Source organism: Pseudomonas sp. lyk4-R2A-8 (assembly GCF_030209095.1).
GTDB lineage: Bacteria > Pseudomonadota > Gammaproteobacteria > Pseudomonadales > Pseudomonadaceae > Aquipseudomonas > Aquipseudomonas quebecensis.
The window spans coordinates 60,276-78,774 of the sequence record NZ_JARVSS010000023.1 but is presented as its reverse complement, the minus strand read 5'-3'; the positions used below and the strand labels follow the sequence as shown (position 1 = coordinate 78,774).

At 61.4% G+C, this 18,499-nt stretch carries 17 protein-coding genes; 13 read left to right on the top strand and 4 right to left on the bottom strand.

Features of this window, described 5'->3' with window-relative positions; all coding sequences use genetic code 11:
• Positions 1–81 precede the first annotated feature (81 nt).
• Positions 82–987: a BstA C-terminal domain-containing protein gene (locus QRN10_RS21115; RefSeq protein ID WP_219855411.1), complete on the top strand. Its 906-nt coding sequence runs from the start codon at positions 82–84 to the stop codon at positions 985–987.
• A 58-nt stretch (positions 988–1,045) separates the two neighbouring features.
• On the opposite strand, the gene QRN10_RS21110 is transcribed toward QRN10_RS21115, so the two are convergent.
• Positions 1,046–1,333 (bottom strand): type II toxin-antitoxin system RelE family toxin, encoded by a 288-nt coding sequence (locus QRN10_RS21110; RefSeq protein WP_181081260.1) that lies wholly within the window; start codon positions 1,331–1,333, stop codon positions 1,046–1,048.
• Positions 1,323–1,610: a type II toxin-antitoxin system Phd/YefM family antitoxin gene (locus QRN10_RS21105; protein ID WP_181081261.1), complete on the bottom strand. Its 288-nt coding sequence runs from the start codon at positions 1,608–1,610 to the stop codon at positions 1,323–1,325. Before QRN10_RS21105 ends, QRN10_RS21110 begins: the two co-directional genes overlap by 11 nt.
• 396 nt (positions 1,611–2,006) lie before the next feature.
• Here QRN10_RS21105 and QRN10_RS21100 point away from each other — a divergent pair, with 396 nt between their 5' ends.
• Positions 2,007–2,324 carry a helix-turn-helix domain-containing protein gene (locus tag QRN10_RS21100; RefSeq protein ID WP_034099046.1) on the top strand — a complete coding sequence of 106 codons (318 nt, stop codon included), beginning with the start codon at positions 2,007–2,009 and terminating at the stop codon, positions 2,322–2,324.
• Between the two features lie 51 nt (positions 2,325–2,375).
• On the opposite strand, the gene QRN10_RS21095 is transcribed toward QRN10_RS21100, so the two are convergent.
• Positions 2,376–2,801: a hypothetical protein gene (locus QRN10_RS21095; protein WP_285429062.1), complete on the bottom strand. Its 426-nt coding sequence runs from the start codon at positions 2,799–2,801 to the stop codon at positions 2,376–2,378.
• Between the two features lie 590 nt (positions 2,802–3,391).
• On the opposite strand from QRN10_RS21095, the gene QRN10_RS21090 reads away from it, so the two are divergent.
• The 7 genes from QRN10_RS21090 to QRN10_RS21060 all read left to right on the top strand — a co-directional run bounded on the left by QRN10_RS21090 (position 3,392) and on the right by QRN10_RS21060 (position 11,501).
• A complete protein-coding gene (locus QRN10_RS21090) occupies positions 3,392–4,060 on the top strand; it encodes a GntR family transcriptional regulator (protein ID WP_253508486.1) in 669 nt (222 codons plus the stop codon).
• 61 nt (positions 4,061–4,121) lie between these two features.
• Positions 4,122–4,928 carry an ABC transporter substrate-binding protein gene (locus tag QRN10_RS21085; RefSeq protein WP_181081264.1) on the top strand — a complete coding sequence of 269 codons (807 nt, stop codon included), beginning with the start codon at positions 4,122–4,124 and terminating at the stop codon, positions 4,926–4,928.
• 11 nt (positions 4,929–4,939) lie between these two features.
• The gene (locus QRN10_RS21080) at positions 4,940–5,716 is read left to right on the top strand and encodes an amino acid ABC transporter permease (protein ID WP_285429060.1); all 777 of its coding nucleotides are present in this window, start codon (positions 4,940–4,942) and stop codon (positions 5,714–5,716) included.
• 2 nt (positions 5,717–5,718) lie between these two features.
• Positions 5,719–6,498, top strand: coding sequence for an amino acid ABC transporter ATP-binding protein (locus QRN10_RS21075; protein WP_181081266.1), 780 nt, complete (start codon positions 5,719–5,721; stop codon positions 6,496–6,498).
• Positions 6,499–6,534: 36 nt separating this feature from the next.
• Positions 6,535–8,145 (top strand): gamma-glutamyltransferase family protein, encoded by a 1,611-nt coding sequence (locus QRN10_RS21070; RefSeq protein WP_181081267.1) that lies wholly within the window; start codon positions 6,535–6,537, stop codon positions 8,143–8,145.
• A 120-nt stretch (positions 8,146–8,265) separates the two neighbouring features.
• A complete protein-coding gene (locus QRN10_RS21065) occupies positions 8,266–10,671 on the top strand; it encodes a TonB-dependent siderophore receptor (protein ID WP_285429059.1) in 2,406 nt (801 codons plus the stop codon).
• Between the two features lie 215 nt (positions 10,672–10,886).
• Entirely contained in the window at positions 10,887–11,501 is a 615-nt protein-coding gene (locus tag QRN10_RS21060; RefSeq protein ID WP_181081269.1) for a TetR/AcrR family transcriptional regulator, read from the top strand.
• Between the two features lie 58 nt (positions 11,502–11,559).
• On the opposite strand, the gene QRN10_RS21055 is transcribed toward QRN10_RS21060, so the two are convergent.
• Positions 11,560–14,310 (bottom strand): beta-glucosidase, encoded by a 2,751-nt coding sequence (locus QRN10_RS21055; RefSeq protein WP_285429058.1) that lies wholly within the window; start codon positions 14,308–14,310, stop codon positions 11,560–11,562.
• Positions 14,311–14,817: 507 nt separating this feature from the next.
• Here QRN10_RS21055 and QRN10_RS21050 point away from each other — a divergent pair.
• The 4 genes from QRN10_RS21050 to gspG all read left to right on the top strand — a co-directional run bounded on the left by QRN10_RS21050 (position 14,818) and on the right by gspG (position 18,499).
• Entirely contained in the window at positions 14,818–15,042 is a 225-nt protein-coding gene (locus tag QRN10_RS21050; protein ID WP_285429056.1) for a hypothetical protein, read from the top strand.
• Positions 15,043–15,135: 93 nt separating this feature from the next.
• A complete protein-coding gene (gene gspE, locus QRN10_RS21045; protein ID WP_285429055.1) occupies positions 15,136–16,854 on the top strand; it encodes a type II secretion system ATPase GspE in 1,719 nt (572 codons plus the stop codon).
• A complete protein-coding gene (gene gspF / locus QRN10_RS21040) occupies positions 16,851–18,053 on the top strand; it encodes a type II secretion system inner membrane protein GspF (RefSeq protein WP_253508478.1) in 1,203 nt (400 codons plus the stop codon). Before gspE ends, gspF begins: the two co-directional genes overlap by 4 nt.
• Positions 18,054–18,073: 20 nt before the next feature.
• Positions 18,074–18,499 carry a type II secretion system major pseudopilin GspG gene (gene gspG, locus QRN10_RS21035; protein WP_181081274.1) on the top strand — a complete coding sequence of 142 codons (426 nt, stop codon included), beginning with the start codon at positions 18,074–18,076 and terminating at the stop codon, positions 18,497–18,499.

The window sequence follows — 18,499 nt, the reverse complement described above, 5'->3', positions numbered from 1 at the left end:
AGCGCGGGCCGAGGAAAAACTTAACGTCGTGTCCGGGATTAGTTGACCACTACAGTTTTAAATCAGATGGATATGAGAAAAATGGCTAATTTGCCCACCAGCCCTAAATCACAGATGCCTTTAGCAATTGATGCTCAGATTGAGATCGATGGCATTGGTATGGGCGTACTTTCGGATGGTACGCCTTTTCTAACTGCGCGCGGTCTGGCCCGATTATGTGGCATTCAGCACACGTCGATCTTGGATATTGCAAACGACTGGGCATCGAATAGGCCGGCAATTACCAAAATTCACTCGCTGCTTCAAACACATGGGCTGACCTATGAGGAGCCTTACACAACGGTTGTTGACAAAGGCACGATGTCACATGCGTACCCAGATGGCGTCTGCTTGGCGATCTTAGAATATTACGCATTTGAAGCAGGAATAAATCGTAAAGACGAAGCACTGATGAACTTCAGGCTTCTTGCTGGTAAAGCTCTTCGAGACTTCATTTACACGCAGGTCGGATACGATCCAGAGAACCACGTTCCTACTCAGTGGAAGCAGTTCCACGATAGGATGTCTTTGGTCTACAACGCGGTGCCAGCGGGTTACTTTGGGGTGTTCAAAGAAATCGCTGATATGGTCGTCCATCTTGGGCAGAGCGGAATTCATATTGATAGCACCTTTGTTCCTGACGGTAGCGTGGGAATACATTGGGCAAAGCATTGGAAGACCGCTGAGTTAGAAAACGTTTACAGCCCACGAATCAAATACGAACACAACTACCCAGATTATTTCCCGCAAGCCCTGTCGAACCCTCAAGAGTCAAACTGCTATCCAGAGTCCGCCCTGGGGGAGTTTCGGAGGTGGTTCCGTGAGGTATACATAGGCGCTGGCAAGTTTGAGGCGTACCTGACAACGAAGGTCAAAGCCAAGGCTCTGCCGATATCTGTAGCTCAGTTAGCCATTTCTTCGTACGCAAATCAGCAGCTTCTCAAGTAATAGGCTTTTTCGCTGTATAGAGCTCGGCCCGGCCTCGCGCCGGGTTTCTTGTCTCTGCCTACCGCTTCCCCGCCTGCTGATACACAGAGCTTCGCTCGCGTTTGCCGACAGCCAGCACCAGGATGACAATTCGCTCGTCCTCAACGCGGTACACAAGTCGGTAGCCGGCGCCGCGCAATTTGATCTTGTAGCAGTCCTTCATGCCATGAAGCGCATCGCCTGGCACTCGCGGGCCGGACTGCCGCTCCTGGAGCTTTTTCAGAAACTGGAGGCGTATTGTTCCGTCGAGTTTACGCAACTCCTTCAGTGCCTTCGGATCCCACTCAACCTCGTACTCAGCGGCCATTGGCGATATCTGCCTCTGCCTCGCCAATCAGATCGTCCAGAGATACCCGAACAGGTGTTTCTTTAGCATCGAGCCGAGCCTTGACCAGTTGGACCAGCTCCAGTTCGTCCAGGCGCTCAACCATCGCCTCGTAGACGTTTGCTGGAACCATGTAGCCCATAACGCGGTTGTGGTTCAGCACAGCCACAGGCATGCCGTTGGCGCCGCTCAAGACGGAGGAGGGGTTCTTCTTGAGTTCAGATACGCTGACGGCCACATCAGCCAGAATATTTTGCATAGATAAGACTCCTAGATAGGTCTTTATTCTGGTCTTTTTGTCATGGTGTGGCAAGCGCCTGCTATGTGCTCAGTACATGCTCGGGCACTTGTAGAGGCTAATCGCTGAGCTGTCTAGGCCGGTGCTACCGACTATATATAGCGTTTGAATGTTGGCCTTCTGTGCAATAAAGCCTTCACAGGAGTAGCTGCACATCATGATCCTGGCAGTGAAGCAAATGTTCTGCAGCCTCAGCTTGTACAGGTCTTGAGGCCAAGTCATGCAGTCGTAATCACCGCCAATGGGGCAGGTGACTCTCTCAAGTCCGCCAGAGGTCAAGACTGTTGACCCTGCCAGGTTATCAATATCTTCATATCCCCACGCCGCCTGGCTCAGCCCAGCAATGATCAGCGGCAAATGAAAAAGAAGCGCGATCTGTTTGCTGAGCTGATGCAAGGCGTAAACGAGATGGGCGAGCACCGGCAAGGGAAGATCACACTTCGTCAGTACGAAGTAGAGGCTCTTGCACCTCCAGAGGTGACGGCTGCTGAGATCGTTTCCATCCGTGAGAATCTTCACATGTCGCAGCCAGTGTTCGCCCGGCAAATCAGGACCAGTCCTGACACGCTGAAGAACTGGGAGCAATCGAAGTCAAAGCCAAATGCCCAGGCGGCGCTGCTGATTAAGTTGGTTCAGCGCTTCCCTGACATGGTTGAGCGACTCAACGCCGTTTGAATCGATCAATCCCTTGAAGCCCGGCCAAGTGCCGGGCTTTCTGCATCCGGCTCAAGGCTTTTCAGCGTTGGCCTTCTCAAGCAGGGCGGCTATGCCCTCAAGCAGAACCAAGTCCGACTCCTTGAGTCTTCCCTTCGCCGCAGCCCTGGCGAGTTTCTCGATAACCGCAACTGCCCGCGGCGTGGCCTTGTCCTGAAGGGCCTGGTAAGCAGACGCCGCCTCTCGCACCACATCCTGACGGATGTACTCACCCTCGATCAACGCCGGCCCGTGCCCATTCGGGTTGACCAGCACACCAGGCGTGAGCCCGATTTTCTTCTCGAGGTTGAGCGCCGCTTTCTCACCCAATGAGCGGTGCCCATTGAGGATCTGTGACAAATACGAAGCGTCCAGATCGTGCTGGTCGGCGAAGTCTTTCTGGCTGAGTGGGCGGATGACGCGCCGCAGCGCGTCGACCCGAAGAGTTTTGATATCCATAGGCGATAGTGTCCCTGCGTTAGCAAACAGTAAATTATAAAATGCTATTTCTATCTAAATTAGCAAAATGTAATCTTATCTTCTTTCGGAGACTAACATGACGCTACTCGAACTCATCCGGTCCCTCGACACACCTTTCGGTGGAGTCGGTGGCCAAGCGCAGCGGCACCAGCGCCGGGAACTTTAAACAGATCGCCCATGGCTTTCGCCGGGCAGGCCCAGACCTCGCCATCAATCTTGAGCGGGAGTCGAGCAGGGCGGTTACCTGTGAAGAGTTCCTGTCCGAACGACGAATCGCACCGCCCAAACCTGGAGCAATTTCTCCACATTCTGGTGCACAGCAAGAACGTTGAACCGCTGGATCACCTGGTCAACACATTGGGCTACCCGGCACTTTCCTGCACACAGATGGCGCCTCTGCTGAGCCATTTGGTAGCACATTCGATCTTCAATCAATCCGGCCATGGCGATCGCATTTCCATGCTGCCTGCCAAATCAAACACTTAAGCAGTGCCCATCGCACCTGGCACACATTCTGCTCTGTTTGTATTCGTGGATAATTGGATACAAAAAGTCAAAAGGTGCTGCCAATGCAATTTGCTCCCGTTTACGGTGATCGTCAGCCGCTGACTGCCGAGGAGGAGGCCTATAACTTCCTGCTCGATGCGATCTGCGGCGGACGCTATCGCAAAGGTGATCGGTTGATTGCCGAAGACATTGCCAGCGAGATCGGCATGAGCCGCATGCCGGTGCGCGAGGCGTTTCGCCGTCTGGATGCTCAAGGCCTGGTGACCTTGCGTCCCAACCGGGGTGCGATCGTCAGTGGCCTGGACATTGACGAGTTGCACGAGGTTTTCGAAATGCGCAGTGCCCTCGAAGGCCTCGCGGTGCGTGTGGCGGTCGGGCGCATCGGCGAGCGTCAATTGGCGGCGCTGGAGCGTCTGCTGGATGAAATGGATGACTACCGCGATGAAAGCGCCGAGTGGGTCAGCCGACATCGCGCCTTCCACGAGTACTTGTGCAGCCTCAGCGGCCGGCCGCGGTTGATGAAGCAGATTTCGGCGTTGTATTCCCTGGTCGAAGCGCCAATGCGGTTGTGGCTGCAGCACGGTGAAAAGCCCCTCAGCGCGCGCCAGGAGCACTCAGTGATCCTGGAAGCGATCCGTGCCGGCGATGCGGCTCGCGCTGAGGCGGTGGTGCGTGAGCACATCGAAGGCACTGTGCCGGCGCTGATCCAATTCCTGCAAACAGAACAATAAGATCCATTGTGTTTTGACGTTGAGTCCTGCCCCGTTTTTCAACGAACTGGAGTGTCTGGTCATGCATAAACACCGCGCCTTGCTGGTGGCTGTCTCCCTCGGTCTGTGCACGCAATGGGCCGTCGCCGCGCCCCAAGTGCCGGAGCGCTTGCGCAACGTCGATAAACTCACTTATTGCTCGGGGATGGATTCCCCGCCGCTGGTGTCTTTCGATGAATCCCAGAAACCGCGTGGCCTCACCGTCGACCTGGGCCTGGAAATCGCCAAGCGCCTGGGCGACAAGCAGGTGCAATGGAAGGTGATTCCGTTCTCCGGCCTGGTGCCGGCGTTACTCGCCCAGCAATGCGACATGATTGTCGACCAGCTGTTCGACAAACCCGAGCGGCGGCAAGTGATCGACATCGTCAACTACATGTACTCCAGCCAGTCGGTGGTGGTGCCCAAGGGCAACCCCAAGGGCATCAAGACCCTGGATGAGCTGTCCGGCCACAAGGTCGCGGTGCTTAACGGCTCCACCATCAAGACCCTGCTGGACACGCAGAACGACAGCCTGGCCAAGGCCGGCAAGCCGCCGATGAAACTGGTGGTCTACAACACCGACACCGATGCCTTCCAGGCCCTGCGCATCAGCCAGGTCGACGCTTACGGCACCACCGTGGAAACCGCCGGTTATTACGCAGCGATGGCGCCGGACCTGTTCCAGGAGGGCGTGCCCGCGTTCAGTCGCATCCTCACGGGCCTGGGCATGCGCAAGGATGACCCGCAACTGACGGCGGCCGTGCAGCAGGTGATCAGCGACATGCGCAGCGATGGCAGCTATGCGCAGTTGCTGAATAAATGGCATGTCAGCAGCGACACACTCGACTGAGGTCCGGCGCGATGAACTTCAATTGGGATGTGTTCTGGCAGTACCTGTTACAACCCAGCGGGGTGTACCTCACCGGGCTCTGGCTGACCTGCCTGATCAGTGTGCTGGCGATGCTGCTGGGCTGTGTGCTTGGCCTGGCGGCGGCGCTGCTGCGCCTGTCGAAAAACCCGCTGCTGCACCTGCCGGTGCGCTTTTACGTGTGGCTGATGCGCGGCACACCGTTGCTGGTGCAGATCGTGTTTCTCTACACCGCGCTGGCGGCCGGCGGGATTTTCCGTTTTGAGGACATCGAGCTGTTCGGCCTGGTAGTGCCCGGCAATATCCAGGCGGCGATCATTGCCCTGGGCCTGAACGAAGGCGCGTATATGGCCGAGATCATTCGCGCCGGCATCGGCGCGGTCGACAAAGGTCAGTACGAAGCCGGACGTTCCCTGGGCATGGGTTTCGCCAAGTTGATGCGGCGCATCGTGCTGCCCCAGGCGTTTCGCGTGATCGTGCCGCCGCTGGGCAACGAGTTCAACGTGATGCTCAAGAACACCACCCTGGTCAGCGTGATCGGTGTGCAGGAACTGCTGCTCAGCACCCAGATGATCACCTCGGCGACCTTTCGCGTATTTGAGCTGTACCTGGTGGTCGCGTTGTACTTCCTGACGCTGACCACGCTGTGGGGCTTTTTTCAGCGCTGGCTTGAAGTCCGCTTCAGCCAGTCCGACCGGCCATCGGCGCCCCCGCCGGCCGCCAGCCGCATGTTCGGTCGCAGCACCCTGAAACTGCTGAGGGGACGTTAACCATGGCGCATCAAAGTGAAGAGTTGATCATCGAAGCGCTGGACATCCACAAGTCGTTCGGCGCGTTGCAGATTCTCAAGGGCATCTCCCTGCAAGTGCGGCGTGGCGAAGTGGTGGTGCTGATCGGCGCCTCCGGCTCCGGCAAGACCACCTTTATCCGCTGCATTAATCTGCTGGAGGACATCCAGGGCGGGCGCATCCGCGTCAACGGCCGCGCCATGGGTTACCGCGAGCGCAGCGACGGCAGCCTGGTGCGCGATTCGGAGCGCAACATCGCCCGCCAGCGTCGTGACATCGGCATGGTATTCCAGCGCTTCAACCTGTTCCCCCATATGACCGCGCTGGAAAACATCATCGAGGCGCCGATCCAGGTGCTGGGTACCCCGCGTGCCGAGGCGTTGGAACAGGCGCGCGGTTTGCTCGCGCGCGTCGGCCTGGCGGACAAGGCCAACCATTACCCGTCGATGCTCTCCGGCGGCCAGCAGCAACGGGTGGCGATCGCCCGTGCGCTGGCGATGAAACCCCAGGCGATGCTGTTCGACGAACCCACCAGCGCCCTCGACCCGGAAACCGTCGGCGAAGTGCTGCAGGTGATGAAAGAACTGGCCGAGGAGGGCATGACCATGGTGGTGGTCACCCACGAAATGGGCTTTGCCCGTGAAGTGGCCGACCGCGTGGTGGTGCTCGACCAGGGCGAGCTCATCGAGCAAGGGCCGCCGGAACAGATCTTCAGTCATCCCAGCCACCCGCGTACCCGAGCCTTTCTCAGTCGCGTGCTCTGAGCGCACGCCAACCCCTCTTATTCAAGAGCTTTTGCCATGTTGAACTTCTCTGCCCACGAATATCCCTATGCGTCGCAACGCCAAAGCGTGTTCGCCCGGCGCGGCATGGTCGCCGCGTCCCAGCCCCTGGCCGCCCAGGCCGGTATCGAAGTCATGCAACAGGGCGGCAATGCCATTGATGCGGCCATCGCCACGGCGGCGGCGCTTACCGTGGTGGAGCCCACCGGCTGCGGCCTGGGCGGCGATGCGTTTGCGCTGGTCTGGTGCAAGGGCCAGCTGCACGGCCTGAATGGCAACGGCCACGCGCCGGCCGCGTTGAGCATCGAGGCGGTCAAGGGCGCAGGCCACGAGCGTATGCCGCTGTACGGTTGGACGCCGGTAACAGTGCCCGGCTGCCCCTCGGCCTGGGCGCAGCTGTCGCAACGCTTCGGCAAGCTGCCCTTCGACGCGCTGCTGCAACCGGCCATCCGCCTGGCACGGGACGGTTTCCCGCTGTCGCCGGTGGTCGCCCATCAATGGCAACTGGCTGTGAACGAATTCAGCCCCCATCGCGACCCGGTGCTCGATGCCTGGTTCGACACCTTCCTCATCGATGGGCGCGCGCCCAAGGCCGGGGAGATGTTCCGCAATCCGGCCCAGGCCCGCACGCTGGAGGAACTGGCCGCCACGCGCTGTGAAAGTCTGTATCGCGGCGCACTCGCCGAGCGCCTGGACGCGCATTCCCGTGCCACTGGCGGTTACCTGCGCGCCAGTGATCTGGAAGATTACCGTGCACAGTGGGTGGCCCCCATCCACATCAACTATCGCGGCGTCGACGTCTGGGAAATTCCACCCAGCGGCCAGGGCCTGGTCGCCCTGATGGCGCTGAAAATCCTTGAAGGCTTCCACTTCGATCACCGCGACAGCGCACAGACCTGGCATCGCCAGCTTGAAGCCATGAAGCTGGCCTACAGCGACGGCCTGCACTACATCACCGATCCACTGCACATGCGTATGGCGGTGGACGACCTGCTCAGCGACAGCTACAGCACCCGGCGTCGCGGCCAGATCGGCGAACAGGCGCAACCGCCCAAACCCGGCGACCCGCACGCCAGCGGCACCGTGTACCTGGCCACCGCCGACGCCGAAGGCAATATGGTCTCGTTTATCCAGAGCAACTACCACGGCTTCGGCTCGGGCGTTGTGCTGCCCGACAGCGGTATCGCCCTGCAGAACCGTGGCCAGGAATTCAGCCTCGACCCGGCCCACGCGAACTGCCTGGCCCCAGGCAAGAAAACCTTTCACACCATCATCCCTGGGTTTCTCACTCAAAACGGTCACGCCCTCGGGCCGTTCGGCGTGATGGGTGGCTACATGCAGCCCCAGGGCCACGTGCAAATGGTGATGAACCTGGTGGACTTCGGCCTCAACCCCCAGGCGGCCCTGGACGCGCCGCGCTGGCAATGGCTGGGCGACCTGAAGGTCGGCATCGAACACGGGGCCTCCCGCGAGTTGGCCAACGCCCTGTCGCGGCGCGGCCACCAGGTGCAGATCGCCAGTGACCTCACTGACTATGGGCGCGGCCAGATCATCCTGCGCGACCCTGTCAGTGGCGTACTCTGCGGCGGTACCGAACCGAGGGCGGATGCGCATATCGCGGTGTGGTGAACCGAGCAGGGGCGGCACTGTCGCTGCCCCTGTTGTTTTGGAAAAAGTTGGTCGAAGCTGTCCCTTTTTTTCACCTCGCCTGTCATTCCAGGCAAGTGAACAAAATCGAGAGCTTCTCCAATGCCCGTTTTCCGACCCCTGCGCTTGCGCCCTTTGCTGAAACTGAGCCTGCTGGTGAGCCTGAGTACCAGCCCGTTGTTCGTCCCCGTCAGCTATGCCGAAGACAGCGCCGCGCGCCGCAGCTATCAGGTGCCGGCCGGCAGCCTGAGCGCGGCATTGACCCGGTTTGCAGGGCTGGCGGGCGTTAACCTGTCGGTGGACCCGGCGCTCGTCAGCGGGCGCAGCAGCGCCGGCCTGTCCGGCGAGTATGGCGTGGAGGAGGGCTTCGCGCGCCTGCTGCAAGGCTCCGGGCTGCAACTGCAACCCATGGGCGAGCAGGCCTACATGCTGGTGCCCCAGCCGGACGGCAGCAGCCTGGAACTGGCGCCCACCTCGATTCTCGGCACCACCGGCCTGTACGACGGCGACAGCTATGCCGGCGGCCAGGTGGCGCGCCGTGGCTCCCAGGGGCTGCTGGGCACGCGGGACTTCATGGAGACCCCGTTCAGCATCACCACCTACACCCAGGAAGCGGTGAAAAACCAGCAGGCGCGCACCCTCGGCGACCTGATCGCCAGCGACCCCTCGGTGCGCGCCACCAACCCGGCCGGTGGACGCTACGAGCAATTCACCATCCGGGGGTTCAGCCTGTTCAACAGCGATGTGGCCTACAACGGCCTGTACGGCGTGCTGCCCACCTATAGCATCGACATGGAAATGGCCGACCGCGTCGATATCCTCAAAGGCCCGAGCCAGTTGATCAACGGCATCTCGCCGCGAGGCAGCGTCGGCGGTGGCATCAACGTGGTGCCCAAGCGTGCCACCGACAAGGACATCACCTCGCTCACCGGCACCTGGGCTTCCGACAGCCAGGCCGGCGGCGCGGTGGATGTGGGCCGGCGCTTTGGCGAGGACAATCAGTTCGGCCTGCGTTTCAACGGCGTGAAACAGTCCGGCGATACCGAATGGGACCACCAGAGCGTCGACCGCGAGATGGCGGTACTGGGCCTGGATTTTCGCGGCGAGCGCCTGCGCCTTTCCACCGATATCGGCCACACCGAGCGCGACACCGATGCGCCCCAGGAGCGCGTGCAAGTCGCCGCCGCCGCCCCGGTGCCCCGCGCCAGCGATGTACGCCGCAACTATGCGCAATCCTGGAGCAAGGCACGCACCAACGACACGTTCGGCACGGTCAACGGCGAGTTCGACCTCAGCGATAACGTGATGCTCTACGGGGGTGTCGGTGCGCGCAAAAGCAATCACGATTTCCTGCGCCATGCGGTATCCGTCAGCAATCCGGCCGGCGCGTTCAGTGTGCAGCCGCGCGACTTCACCCGCGATGAAAACGTACGCACCGCCACAGCGGGCGTGCGCAACTGGTTCCACACCGGGCCGGTGACCCATGAGGTCAACCTGGCGGCCAGCTATTTCTATATGGACTTCACCAACGGCGGCGCGCGCTATGCGGCCGCGCCGAGCAACCTGTACGACCCGGTGCAAACGCCGACGCCGTCAACGCCTACGCGCCAGGACGCCAAGGTCTACACCGAGAACACGTTCAGCGGCCTGGCGTTGTCCGACACCCTGGGCTTTTTCGACGATCGCCTGCTGCTCACCCTGGGTGCGCGCTGGCAGCGGGTGAAGGTCGACGACTGGAGCGACGGCGTCAAAGGCGACACCGCTTACGACGAAGAAAAAATCTCGCCTTCGGGCGGCCTGCTGTTCAAGGCCACCGACAAATTGTCGCTGTACGCCAACTACATGGAAGGCCTGAGCCAGGGCAAGATCGCGCCGTCCACCTCGGTCAACGAAGACCAGATCTTCGCGCCGTTCATCAGCCGCCAGGTGGAAGTGGGCGCCAAGTACGACGCCGGTGCCTTCGCGGTGACCGCCGCCGTATTTCGCATCAAGCAGCCGGCCTACGAGACCAACGCCACCACCCGCGTATTCGGCCCCAACGGCAAGCGCCAGAACGACGGTGTGGAGCTGAGTGTGTTCGGCGAACCGCTCAAGGGCGTGCGCCTGCTGGGCGGCGTGATGTACATCGACAGCGAACTGAAAAACACCACCAACGGCACTTTCGACGGCAACCGTGCGCCGGCCACGCCCAAGTACAACGTCAACCTCGGTGCCGAGTGGGATGTGCCAACCCTCGAAGGCCTGACCCTGACCAGCCGCGGCATCCATTCCAGCTCGCAATACCTGGACCAGTCCAACGTCAAGGAAATCGACGCCTGGAACCGCATCGATGTCGGCGCGCGCTACGCATTCAAGGTGGATGACAAACACATCACCCTGCGCGCCAACGTGGAGAACGTCGCCGACAAACGCTACTGGAGCTCGGCGGGCGCCTCGGACGACAGCGAACCGGGGTTGACCCTCTCGACGCCGCGCACCTACCTGCTTTCCGCCACCGTCGATTTCTAAAGGCAGATCGGCATGGAAAAGCGGGCTTGCTCATCACAGCAAGCCCGTTCACCACAGCGTTATGTGTCAGCCTTTAAGCTTGTACAGCTACCCATGGCTGTCGAAGGCAAGTCGAATCGTCGCACCGGCTTCGTGCGCAATGCGCCAGCGCCTTTTCGAATTGCGGCCCAGGGGCAATTTGGATAGGGTGCATGCCTGCCCCTCAGGATACCCCCATGACCGAGCCCGCCCCCAAGACCCGTCGCGCACCCAAAGGTGAAAAACGCCGCGAAGCGCTGCTGGATGCGGCCTTGCAGGTGTTTTCCCTGGAAGGCTACAGCGGTGCGTCCGTGGCTCGGGTGGCAGCGATTGCGGGGCTGTCCGTGGCGGGTCTGCTGCACCACTTTCCCAGCAAGATTTCGCTGCTGATGGGCGTGTTGCAACGCCGCGATGAGGTCAACCAGCGCATTGCCGATCAAGTGCGCGCGGAAAAATCCCTGAGCGGTCTGCTCGGCAGCCTGCGGGCGATCAATCGTTCGAATGCTACGGCGCCGGGCGTGGTGCGCGCCTTTACGATCTTGAATGCCGAAAGCCTGCTCGATACGCAGCCTGCCTGGTCGTGGTTCCAGGAACGGTATGCGGGGATTCACGCACGGTTGCAAAACCAGTTCGCCGAGCTGGTGGCAGCGGGGGAGGTGCGCAGCGATGTAGACATCCCTGGGCTGGTGGAAGAAATCCTGGCCATGATGGATGGCCTGCAAATCCAATGGCTGCGGTTTCCCGCGCGCGTGGACCTGGTGGCGCGCTTCGATACCTACCTGGCGCGGGTCGAAGCGGCCATCAGAACCTGAACCGAGCGCGGGTCAAATGTGGGAGGGCGCAGGCCCACCCACACCCGGCCGCACTGGATCAGTTGCCCGCAGCGCTGCCCTGGCTGCTGTCATCACTCATGTCGTAGCCATCACCGTCGCTGGTACCGCTGTCGCCCTGGTTTTGATGCAGCACGCCGCCGGTCTTGACCGTCGATTCACGCAACGTCGAGTTCAGCGCCGAACGCGGCAGCGGGTTGCTGGTGCCGGTCGACAGTTCCTGGCGGAACGGGTTGACCAGCTTGGCGTTCAGGCGAATGTCCTGGGACGATGCGCCCACCGACAGGGTGAAGCTGTCGGCATCCACCACCCAGTGCTTGCTCGCCACGTCGTAGTAGGCCAGCGAGCGGTCATTGAGCTCGATGGTGACGCGCTTGCTCTCGCCCGGCTTGAGGAACACTTTTTTGTAGCCTTTGAGTTCCTTCAGCGCGCGTTCGACTTTCGGGTTGTTCTGGCCTACATACAACTGCGCGACTTCGGCACCGCCGACCTTGCCGGTGTTGGCCAGGTCGAACGAGACTTTGATCGGCGCACCGGCCACCGCCACCCCAGGCGTGACGCTGATATTGCTGTAGCCGAAGGTGGTGTACGACAAGCCATAGCCGAACGGATAGAGCGGCTTGATGCCTTTTTTCTCATAGCCGCGATAGCCCAGGAACAGGTCGTCCTTGTAGCTCATCCGGTCCAGTTTCTCCTGGTTGTCGAATGTGGGGAAGGTCGCGTAGATCGGGTTGTCTTCGATGTTACGCTCAATGCTGATCGGCAACTTGGCCGACGGGTTGACCTTGCCCAGCAGGATCTCCGCCAGCGCCTGGCCGCCGTTCTGCCCAGGGTAGAACGCATGCAGCGCAGCCGGCACCTGGTCGACCCAGTCACTCATCTTCAAGCCGGTGCCGCCGTGCAGGGTGACGACAGTGTTCGGGTTGACCTTGGCGATGTTTTGAATCAGCAGGTTCTGGTATTCGGGCAGATCGAAACTATGGTCGAACCCTTCGCCTTCGTACTCGTTGCTGTTACCGGCGGCCACCAATACCGCGTCGTAGTTGGCCAGCTCCTGTGGCGCGACCAGCGAGGCCCAGCTCATCTGCACGCCGACCAGGCCGCCCATGGTCGAGAGGTAGCCGTTGCGGCGCGAATATTCCAGCTTGATATCGACCGGCTTGCCGGCTTCCAGCTTGAGTTTGGCAAACACCGGAATGGTCGGCGGAATGCTGTTGTTAGGCAGCGGTTTACCGTCGCCATTGTCGAGGATTTTCTGACCGTTGACGTACAGGCGCACCGCGCCGTCGGCGCGCACCTTGAACACCTGCTCGCCGCTGACGGTCGGGGTGATCTGCCCGCTGTAGCGAATCGACGTCGCGGCGGTGTCGCCATTGACCGGCAGGCTGTCGGTGGACCAGTCCAGGTCGACGTGCTGGTCGGTGCGGCTGGCGGCCGGCTCGCCGGACCAGTTGGTGTTGCTGAAGAACTCGGTCTTCAGACCTTTGACCGGCTTGCCGTCGCTGTCGACATGGGTCCAGATCGAAGTGGTCGGGTCCAGGGACAGCCCATCGATGAACTCTACCTTGGCGCCCGGTGCCAGTTGCTGCAGGCCGCTCAGCTCGCTGATGTAGTTGGCGGCCATCACGTTGGCGCTGCCGAAACCAGTGGGTGGCGCGTACTTGGCGAGGCTGCCGACCACAGCAATGCGCTTGACCTTCTTCGCATCCAGCGGCAGCAGGTTGTTCTGGTTCTTCAGCAGCACAATGCCTTCGCGCGCGGCATTGAGCGCCACGCGGTTGCTGGTGGCGCTGTTCATGTTATGGCTGGTCAACGGCGCCTTGCTGTCGAATTTGTACAGGTAGATCTGCTTGAGGATGCGCCGCACTTTGTCGTCGATGGTCGCGCTGCTCAGCTCGCCGCTGTCCAGATACGGCTTGAGCACCGTGCTGTTCATCTGGTAACCCATCATGTCCAGGTCAGTACCGGCCTGGGCCGCGGGCAGGCCGTTGACCACCGCGTTGTAGTCGCTCTGCACGAAGCCCGGATAGCCCCATTCGGTTTTCAGAATGTCACGCATCAGGTGTTTGTTCTGGCAGGCAAACTCACCGTTCACCTTCTGGAACGCGCACATCATCATCGCGACTTTGCTGTTCTTGGAGGCGGACTCGAACGGCGGCAATGTCATCTCGCGCAGTACGCGCTCGCTGATGATTTCGTCGAGATGGAAGCGGTTGCTTTCCTGGTCGTTGGCCGCGAAATGCTTGGCGTTGGCCCACACGCCGCGGGACTGGATGCCGTTGATCACAGCGGGGCCCAGGCTGGCGCCGAGGAACGGGTCTTCACCGGATAGATACTCGAACGCACGGCCGCTGTAGGGCATGCGGTACAGGTTCACGCCGGGGCCGGTGACGAACTGATAGCCGCCACTGGCGGTGTCATACCCCAGCGCGCGGCCCAGGTCGATGGCGCGGCGCGGGTTCCAGCTTGCGGCCAGGTTAGGCCCGGACGGGTAAACCACGCCCTGGGCGTTGCCTTCGCTGGTGTAGCGCACGCCTACGCCGCCGTCGGCGCCGTGGATCTGCGGGATGCCGTATTGGCTCAGCGGTTTGACGTCCCAGCCACCGATGCCGCCGATGTAGGCGAGCTTTTCTTCCATGGTCATCTTCGCCAGGGTTTTATCCGCGGCTTTTTCGGCGCGGCTCATCCGTCCTTCGTCCAGCGCCGGGCTGGTGGCGGCATGCACTTGGGACACCGCCAGTGCCAGCAGGGCTAACGCCGACTGCGCACCGATCATTTTGCGTTTACTCATGGCTCTCTCCGACAACGGTCATTCAACATGGCGCGACGAGACCTGTGTCATTCAGGGCACGCTCGTCACTTTTTTCTGGGCAATAGTTGCCCTTGATCGCAATTTTTAACCGATGGCTAATTGCAACTACTTGGCGAAATTCGCGGGTTTATTAGTTAATTAAAAGTGTGAGTTATTGTTGTGAGTAGTGTCTAAACGATATCACGCGATGGCATTTTGAACCGCAAAAACCGCACAATTAAGGCAATTCTTGCGGTTATAAGTCAAACAAAAGCTAATTTTTGCGTGAAATTAGAAATAATTCCTTACGTTTCGGAACTAAGACTAAACCTACAAGTCGATTGGTTTAAGAAAATTCATTACGTCATGGCGAACTAGTGGCTTTGTCCGGTAGTTCTAATGTGCCATGTTTTATACAAGCTGTTTTACCCACTGCTTTGGTGTAGGGTCTTGAACGCGTTCAAGGCTCCACTGGAGCGGCCTGCTGTTTTTATCTGGAGAATGTTTATGAAAGTTTCCCTGTTAGGTGCCGGTTTTGTGCTGGGCGTCGCGCTGAGTAGCGCGGCCATGGCGGCTGAGTCCACCGACGCCGACGCCAAGTCCGGCGCTGCCGATTCCACCGTGTTGACCCAGGCCCACGACGCCAAGGCCGCGAAAAAGCAGAAGGCCGAAACCACCAAGGGCGGGCGACCGCTGAACAGCAGCCAAACCGCGCCCAAAGCCTCGAACTGACGGGCAAACGCGCTCCCCTGCAGGAGTGGGCAAGCCCACTCCTGACACGGTTTCTCCATAGCCCTTAGAACATAGCCCCTCAGACAGTCACCCATGACCAGCCCTTCGACGCCCATCGATGCCTGCCAATTGCCCATCCCGCACACCGAACAGGTTTGCGCGTGGCTGATGCATCACGCCGGGTTGAAGACCGTCGATCTGGAGCGCGCCCGTCGCCTGGCTCAGGAGTCCGCCGACGACGAACTGCTCGGCCTGCTGACCCGCCTGGGGCTGGTCTCCGAGGTCGAACTGGCCCGCGCCTGGGCAGATCTGCTCGGCGCGCCACTGCTGTCGGCCGAGGCCGCGCCGGCGTTGCTCGATCCGTTGCCGGTATTGACCGAACGCTTCATGCGTCATTACCAGATAGTGCCGGTCGGCTGGAGCCACGGCGGGTTGACGGTGCTGTCGGCCAACCCGGCCCAGCGGTATGCGTTCCAGGCCCTGGCGTACGCCTGCGACGTGCCGGTGTGGCTGGCGGTGGGGCCACGTACCGAAGTCGATACTCTGATCGAGCGCTATTACGGCCAGGGCCGCTCAGCCATGGGCACCCTGATCGAAAACCTCGACGAACAGGGCGGCGCGCTGGAAGACATCGAGCACCTCAAGGACATGGCCTCCGAAGCGCCGGTGATTCGCCTGGTCAACCTGATCCTGCAGCGCGCCGTCGAGCAGCGTGCCTCGGACATTCATATCGAACCGTTCGAAAACCAGCTCAAGGTGCGCTACCGCATCGACGGCGTGCTGCACGACGCCGAAGCACCGCCGTCCAGTTCCTCGGCGGCGGTGATTTCGCGGGTCAAGATCATGGCGCGCCTGGACATCGCCGAGCGCCGCCTGCCCCAGGACGGGCGGATCATGCTGCGCATCCAAGGCAAGGAACTGGACCTGCGGGTGTCCACGGTGCCCACCAGTTTTGGCGAGTCGGTGGTGATGCGCCTGCTCGACCGGCAGACCGTGCGCTTCGATTTCCAGAGCCTGGGCTTTGACGGTGCGCGCCTGCAGACTTTTCTCGAGGTGCTGGAACGGCCCCACGGCATTCTGCTGGTCACCGGCCCGACCGGCTCGGGCAAGACCACCACGCTGTACACCGCGCTGTCGCGGCTCAACACCGCCGAGCGCAAGATCATCACCGTGGAAGACCCGGTGGAATACCAGCTCGAAGGCATCAACCAGATCCAGGTCAAGCCCGCCATCGGCTTGGATTTTGCCGGGGCGCTGCGCTCCATCGTGCGTCAGGACCCGGACGTGATCATGATCGGCGAGATCCGCGACCTGGAGACCTGCCGCATCGCCATCCAATCCTCACTGACCGGGCACCTGGTGCTGTCGACCCTGCACACCAACAGCGCGGCGGCGAGTATCACGCGCCTGTTGGACATGGGCGTGGAGAGCTACCTGATCGCCTCGACGGTCAACGGCATTCTGGCTCAGCGCCTGGTGCGCCGGCTTGACCCGGCCACGCGGGTGGCCTTTGAAGCGCCGCCTGAACTGGTCGAAGAACATGGCCTGGACCGCCTGACGGACCAGCGTCCGATTGTGCTCTATCGCCCCGGCACCGGTGGTTATCGCGGCCGCAGCGCGATCACCGAATTGCTGGTGATGAATGACGAACTGCGCAGCCTGCTGATGCGCCAGGCCGACGCCGCCACCCTGGAGCAGGCCGCGCGTCGCAGCGGTCTGCGCACCCTGCATGAAGAAGGCTTGCGCCAGGCCCTGGCCGGCGTGACCTCGCTGGAAGAAGTGCTGCGTGTGACGCGTGGGGAGGGCACGTGAGCCTGTTCAAATACCGCGCCCTCGATGCTCAGGGTGCGCCGCAGAACGGCACCGTCGATGCGAAGGATCAACCCGCCGCCGTGGCCCTGTTGCAAAAGCGCGGCCTGCTGGTGTTGCAGGTCGACCCCGCCGGCCTGAGCGGCCTGCATAAAGCCCTGGGCCGTGGCCAGCTCAACGGCGCCGCCCTCGTCAGCTTTACCCAGCAACTGGCCACGTTGCTCGGCGCCGGCCAACCCCTGGAGCGCGCCCTCGGCATCCTGCTCAAACAACCCGGCCAACCGCAGACCCGCGCGCTGATCGAGCGCATCCGCGAACAGGTCAAGGCCGGCCAGCCGTTATCGAAAGCCCTGGAAGAGGAGGGTGGGCAGTTCTCGCCGCTGTACCTGAGCATGGTGCGCGCCGGTGAAGCGGGCGGCGCCCTGGAAAACACCCTGCGCCAGCTCAGCGATTACCTGGAACGCAGCCAGTTGCTGCGAGGCGAGGTGATCAACGCCCTGATCTATCCGGCGTTTCTGGTGGTGGGCGTGCTCGGTTCGCTGGCGCTGTTGCTGGCCTACGTGGTGCCGCAGTTCGTGCCGATTTTCAAGGACCTGGGCGTGCCGATTCCGCTGATCACCGAAGTGATTCTGGGCCTTGGGCAATTTCTCGGCGCTTATGGATTGGCCGTGCTGGCCGGGCTGATCGTGACGGTCTGGGCCTTGGCCGCGCGCCTGCGAGACCCTCGGCGCCGTGAACAATTTGACCGCCGCGTGCTTGGCCTGCGCGTTATCGGCCCGTTGCTGCAACGGGTCGAAGCGGCGCGTCTGGCACGCACTTTGGGCACCTTGCTCAGCAATGGCGTGGCCCTGCTGCACGCGTTGGTGATTGCGCGACAGGTTTGCACCAACCGTGCCCTGCAGGCCCAGGTGGCCCAGGCCGCCGAGTCGGTCAAGGGCGGCGGCACCCTGGCCAGTGCGTTCGGCACCGAGCCGCTGCTGCCGGACCTGGCCCTGCAAATGATTGAAGTCGGCGAACAGGCCGGCGACCTGGACGGCATGTTGCTCAAGGTCGCCGACGTGTTCGACGTTGAAGCCAAGCGCGGCATCGACCGCTTGCTGGCCGCGCTGGTGCCGTCGCTGACCGTGGTCATGGCGGTGCTGGTGGCGGTGATCATGCTCGCGATCATGCTGCCGCTGATGAGCCTGACCAGCAATATATGAACCCACAAGGACCCACTCCCATGCGTCATACCCGATTCAAGCCCGCCCGCCGCCAGGGCGGTTTTACCTTGCTGGAAATGCTCGCGGTGATCGTGCTGCTGGGCATCGTCGCGACCATCGTGGTGCGCCAGGTCGGCGGCAACGTCGACAAGGGCAAGTACGGCGCGGGCAAGGCCCAACTGGCCAGCCTGAGCATGAAGATCGAAAGCTATGGCCTGGACGTCGGCTCGCCGCCCAAGACCTTGCAGCAACTGGTCGACAAGCCCGCCAACAGCACCGGCTGGGCCGGCCCGTATGCCAAACCGTCGGACCTCAAAGACCCGTTCGGCCACGCCTTCGGTTATCGCTTCCCCGGCGAACACGGCGCCTTCGACTTGATTTTCTACGGCCAGGACGGCCAGCCCGGCGGCGATGGCTACAGCGCCGACCTGGGCAACTGGGAATAA

Bases quoted from the DNA above. Each gene is read 5' to 3' on its own strand.
- QRN10_RS21100 (WP_034099046.1), top strand. From the start codon at position 2,007: ATGAAAAAGAAGCGCGATCTGTTTGCTGAGCTGATGCAAGGCGTAAAC.
- gspG (WP_181081274.1), top strand. From the start codon at position 18,074: ATGCGTCATACCCGATTCAAGCCCGCCCGCCGCCAGGGCGGTTTTACC.
- QRN10_RS21050 (WP_285429056.1), top strand. From the start codon at position 14,818: ATGAAAGTTTCCCTGTTAGGTGCCGGTTTTGTGCTGGGCGTCGCGCTG.
- QRN10_RS21055 (WP_285429058.1), bottom strand. From the start codon at position 14,310: ATGAGTAAACGCAAAATGATCGGTGCGCAGTCGGCGTTAGCCCTGCTG.
- QRN10_RS21105 (WP_181081261.1), bottom strand. From the start codon at position 1,610: ATGCAAAATATTCTGGCTGATGTGGCCGTCAGCGTATCTGAACTCAAG.
- QRN10_RS21115 (WP_219855411.1), top strand. From the start codon at position 82: ATGGCTAATTTGCCCACCAGCCCTAAATCACAGATGCCTTTAGCAATT.
- QRN10_RS21110 (WP_181081260.1), bottom strand. From the start codon at position 1,333: ATGGCCGCTGAGTACGAGGTTGAGTGGGATCCGAAGGCACTGAAGGAG.
- QRN10_RS21075 (WP_181081266.1), top strand. From the start codon at position 5,719: ATGGCGCATCAAAGTGAAGAGTTGATCATCGAAGCGCTGGACATCCAC.
- QRN10_RS21095 (WP_285429062.1), bottom strand. From the start codon at position 2,801: ATGGATATCAAAACTCTTCGGGTCGACGCGCTGCGGCGCGTCATCCGC.
- QRN10_RS21060 (WP_181081269.1), top strand. From the start codon at position 10,887: ATGACCGAGCCCGCCCCCAAGACCCGTCGCGCACCCAAAGGTGAAAAA.
- QRN10_RS21065 (WP_285429059.1), top strand. From the start codon at position 8,266: ATGCCCGTTTTCCGACCCCTGCGCTTGCGCCCTTTGCTGAAACTGAGC.
- QRN10_RS21070 (WP_181081267.1), top strand. From the start codon at position 6,535: ATGTTGAACTTCTCTGCCCACGAATATCCCTATGCGTCGCAACGCCAA.
- QRN10_RS21080 (WP_285429060.1), top strand. From the start codon at position 4,940: ATGAACTTCAATTGGGATGTGTTCTGGCAGTACCTGTTACAACCCAGC.
- gspE (WP_285429055.1), top strand. From the start codon at position 15,136: ATGACCAGCCCTTCGACGCCCATCGATGCCTGCCAATTGCCCATCCCG.
- QRN10_RS21085 (WP_181081264.1), top strand. From the start codon at position 4,122: ATGCATAAACACCGCGCCTTGCTGGTGGCTGTCTCCCTCGGTCTGTGC.
- QRN10_RS21090 (WP_253508486.1), top strand. From the start codon at position 3,392: ATGCAATTTGCTCCCGTTTACGGTGATCGTCAGCCGCTGACTGCCGAG.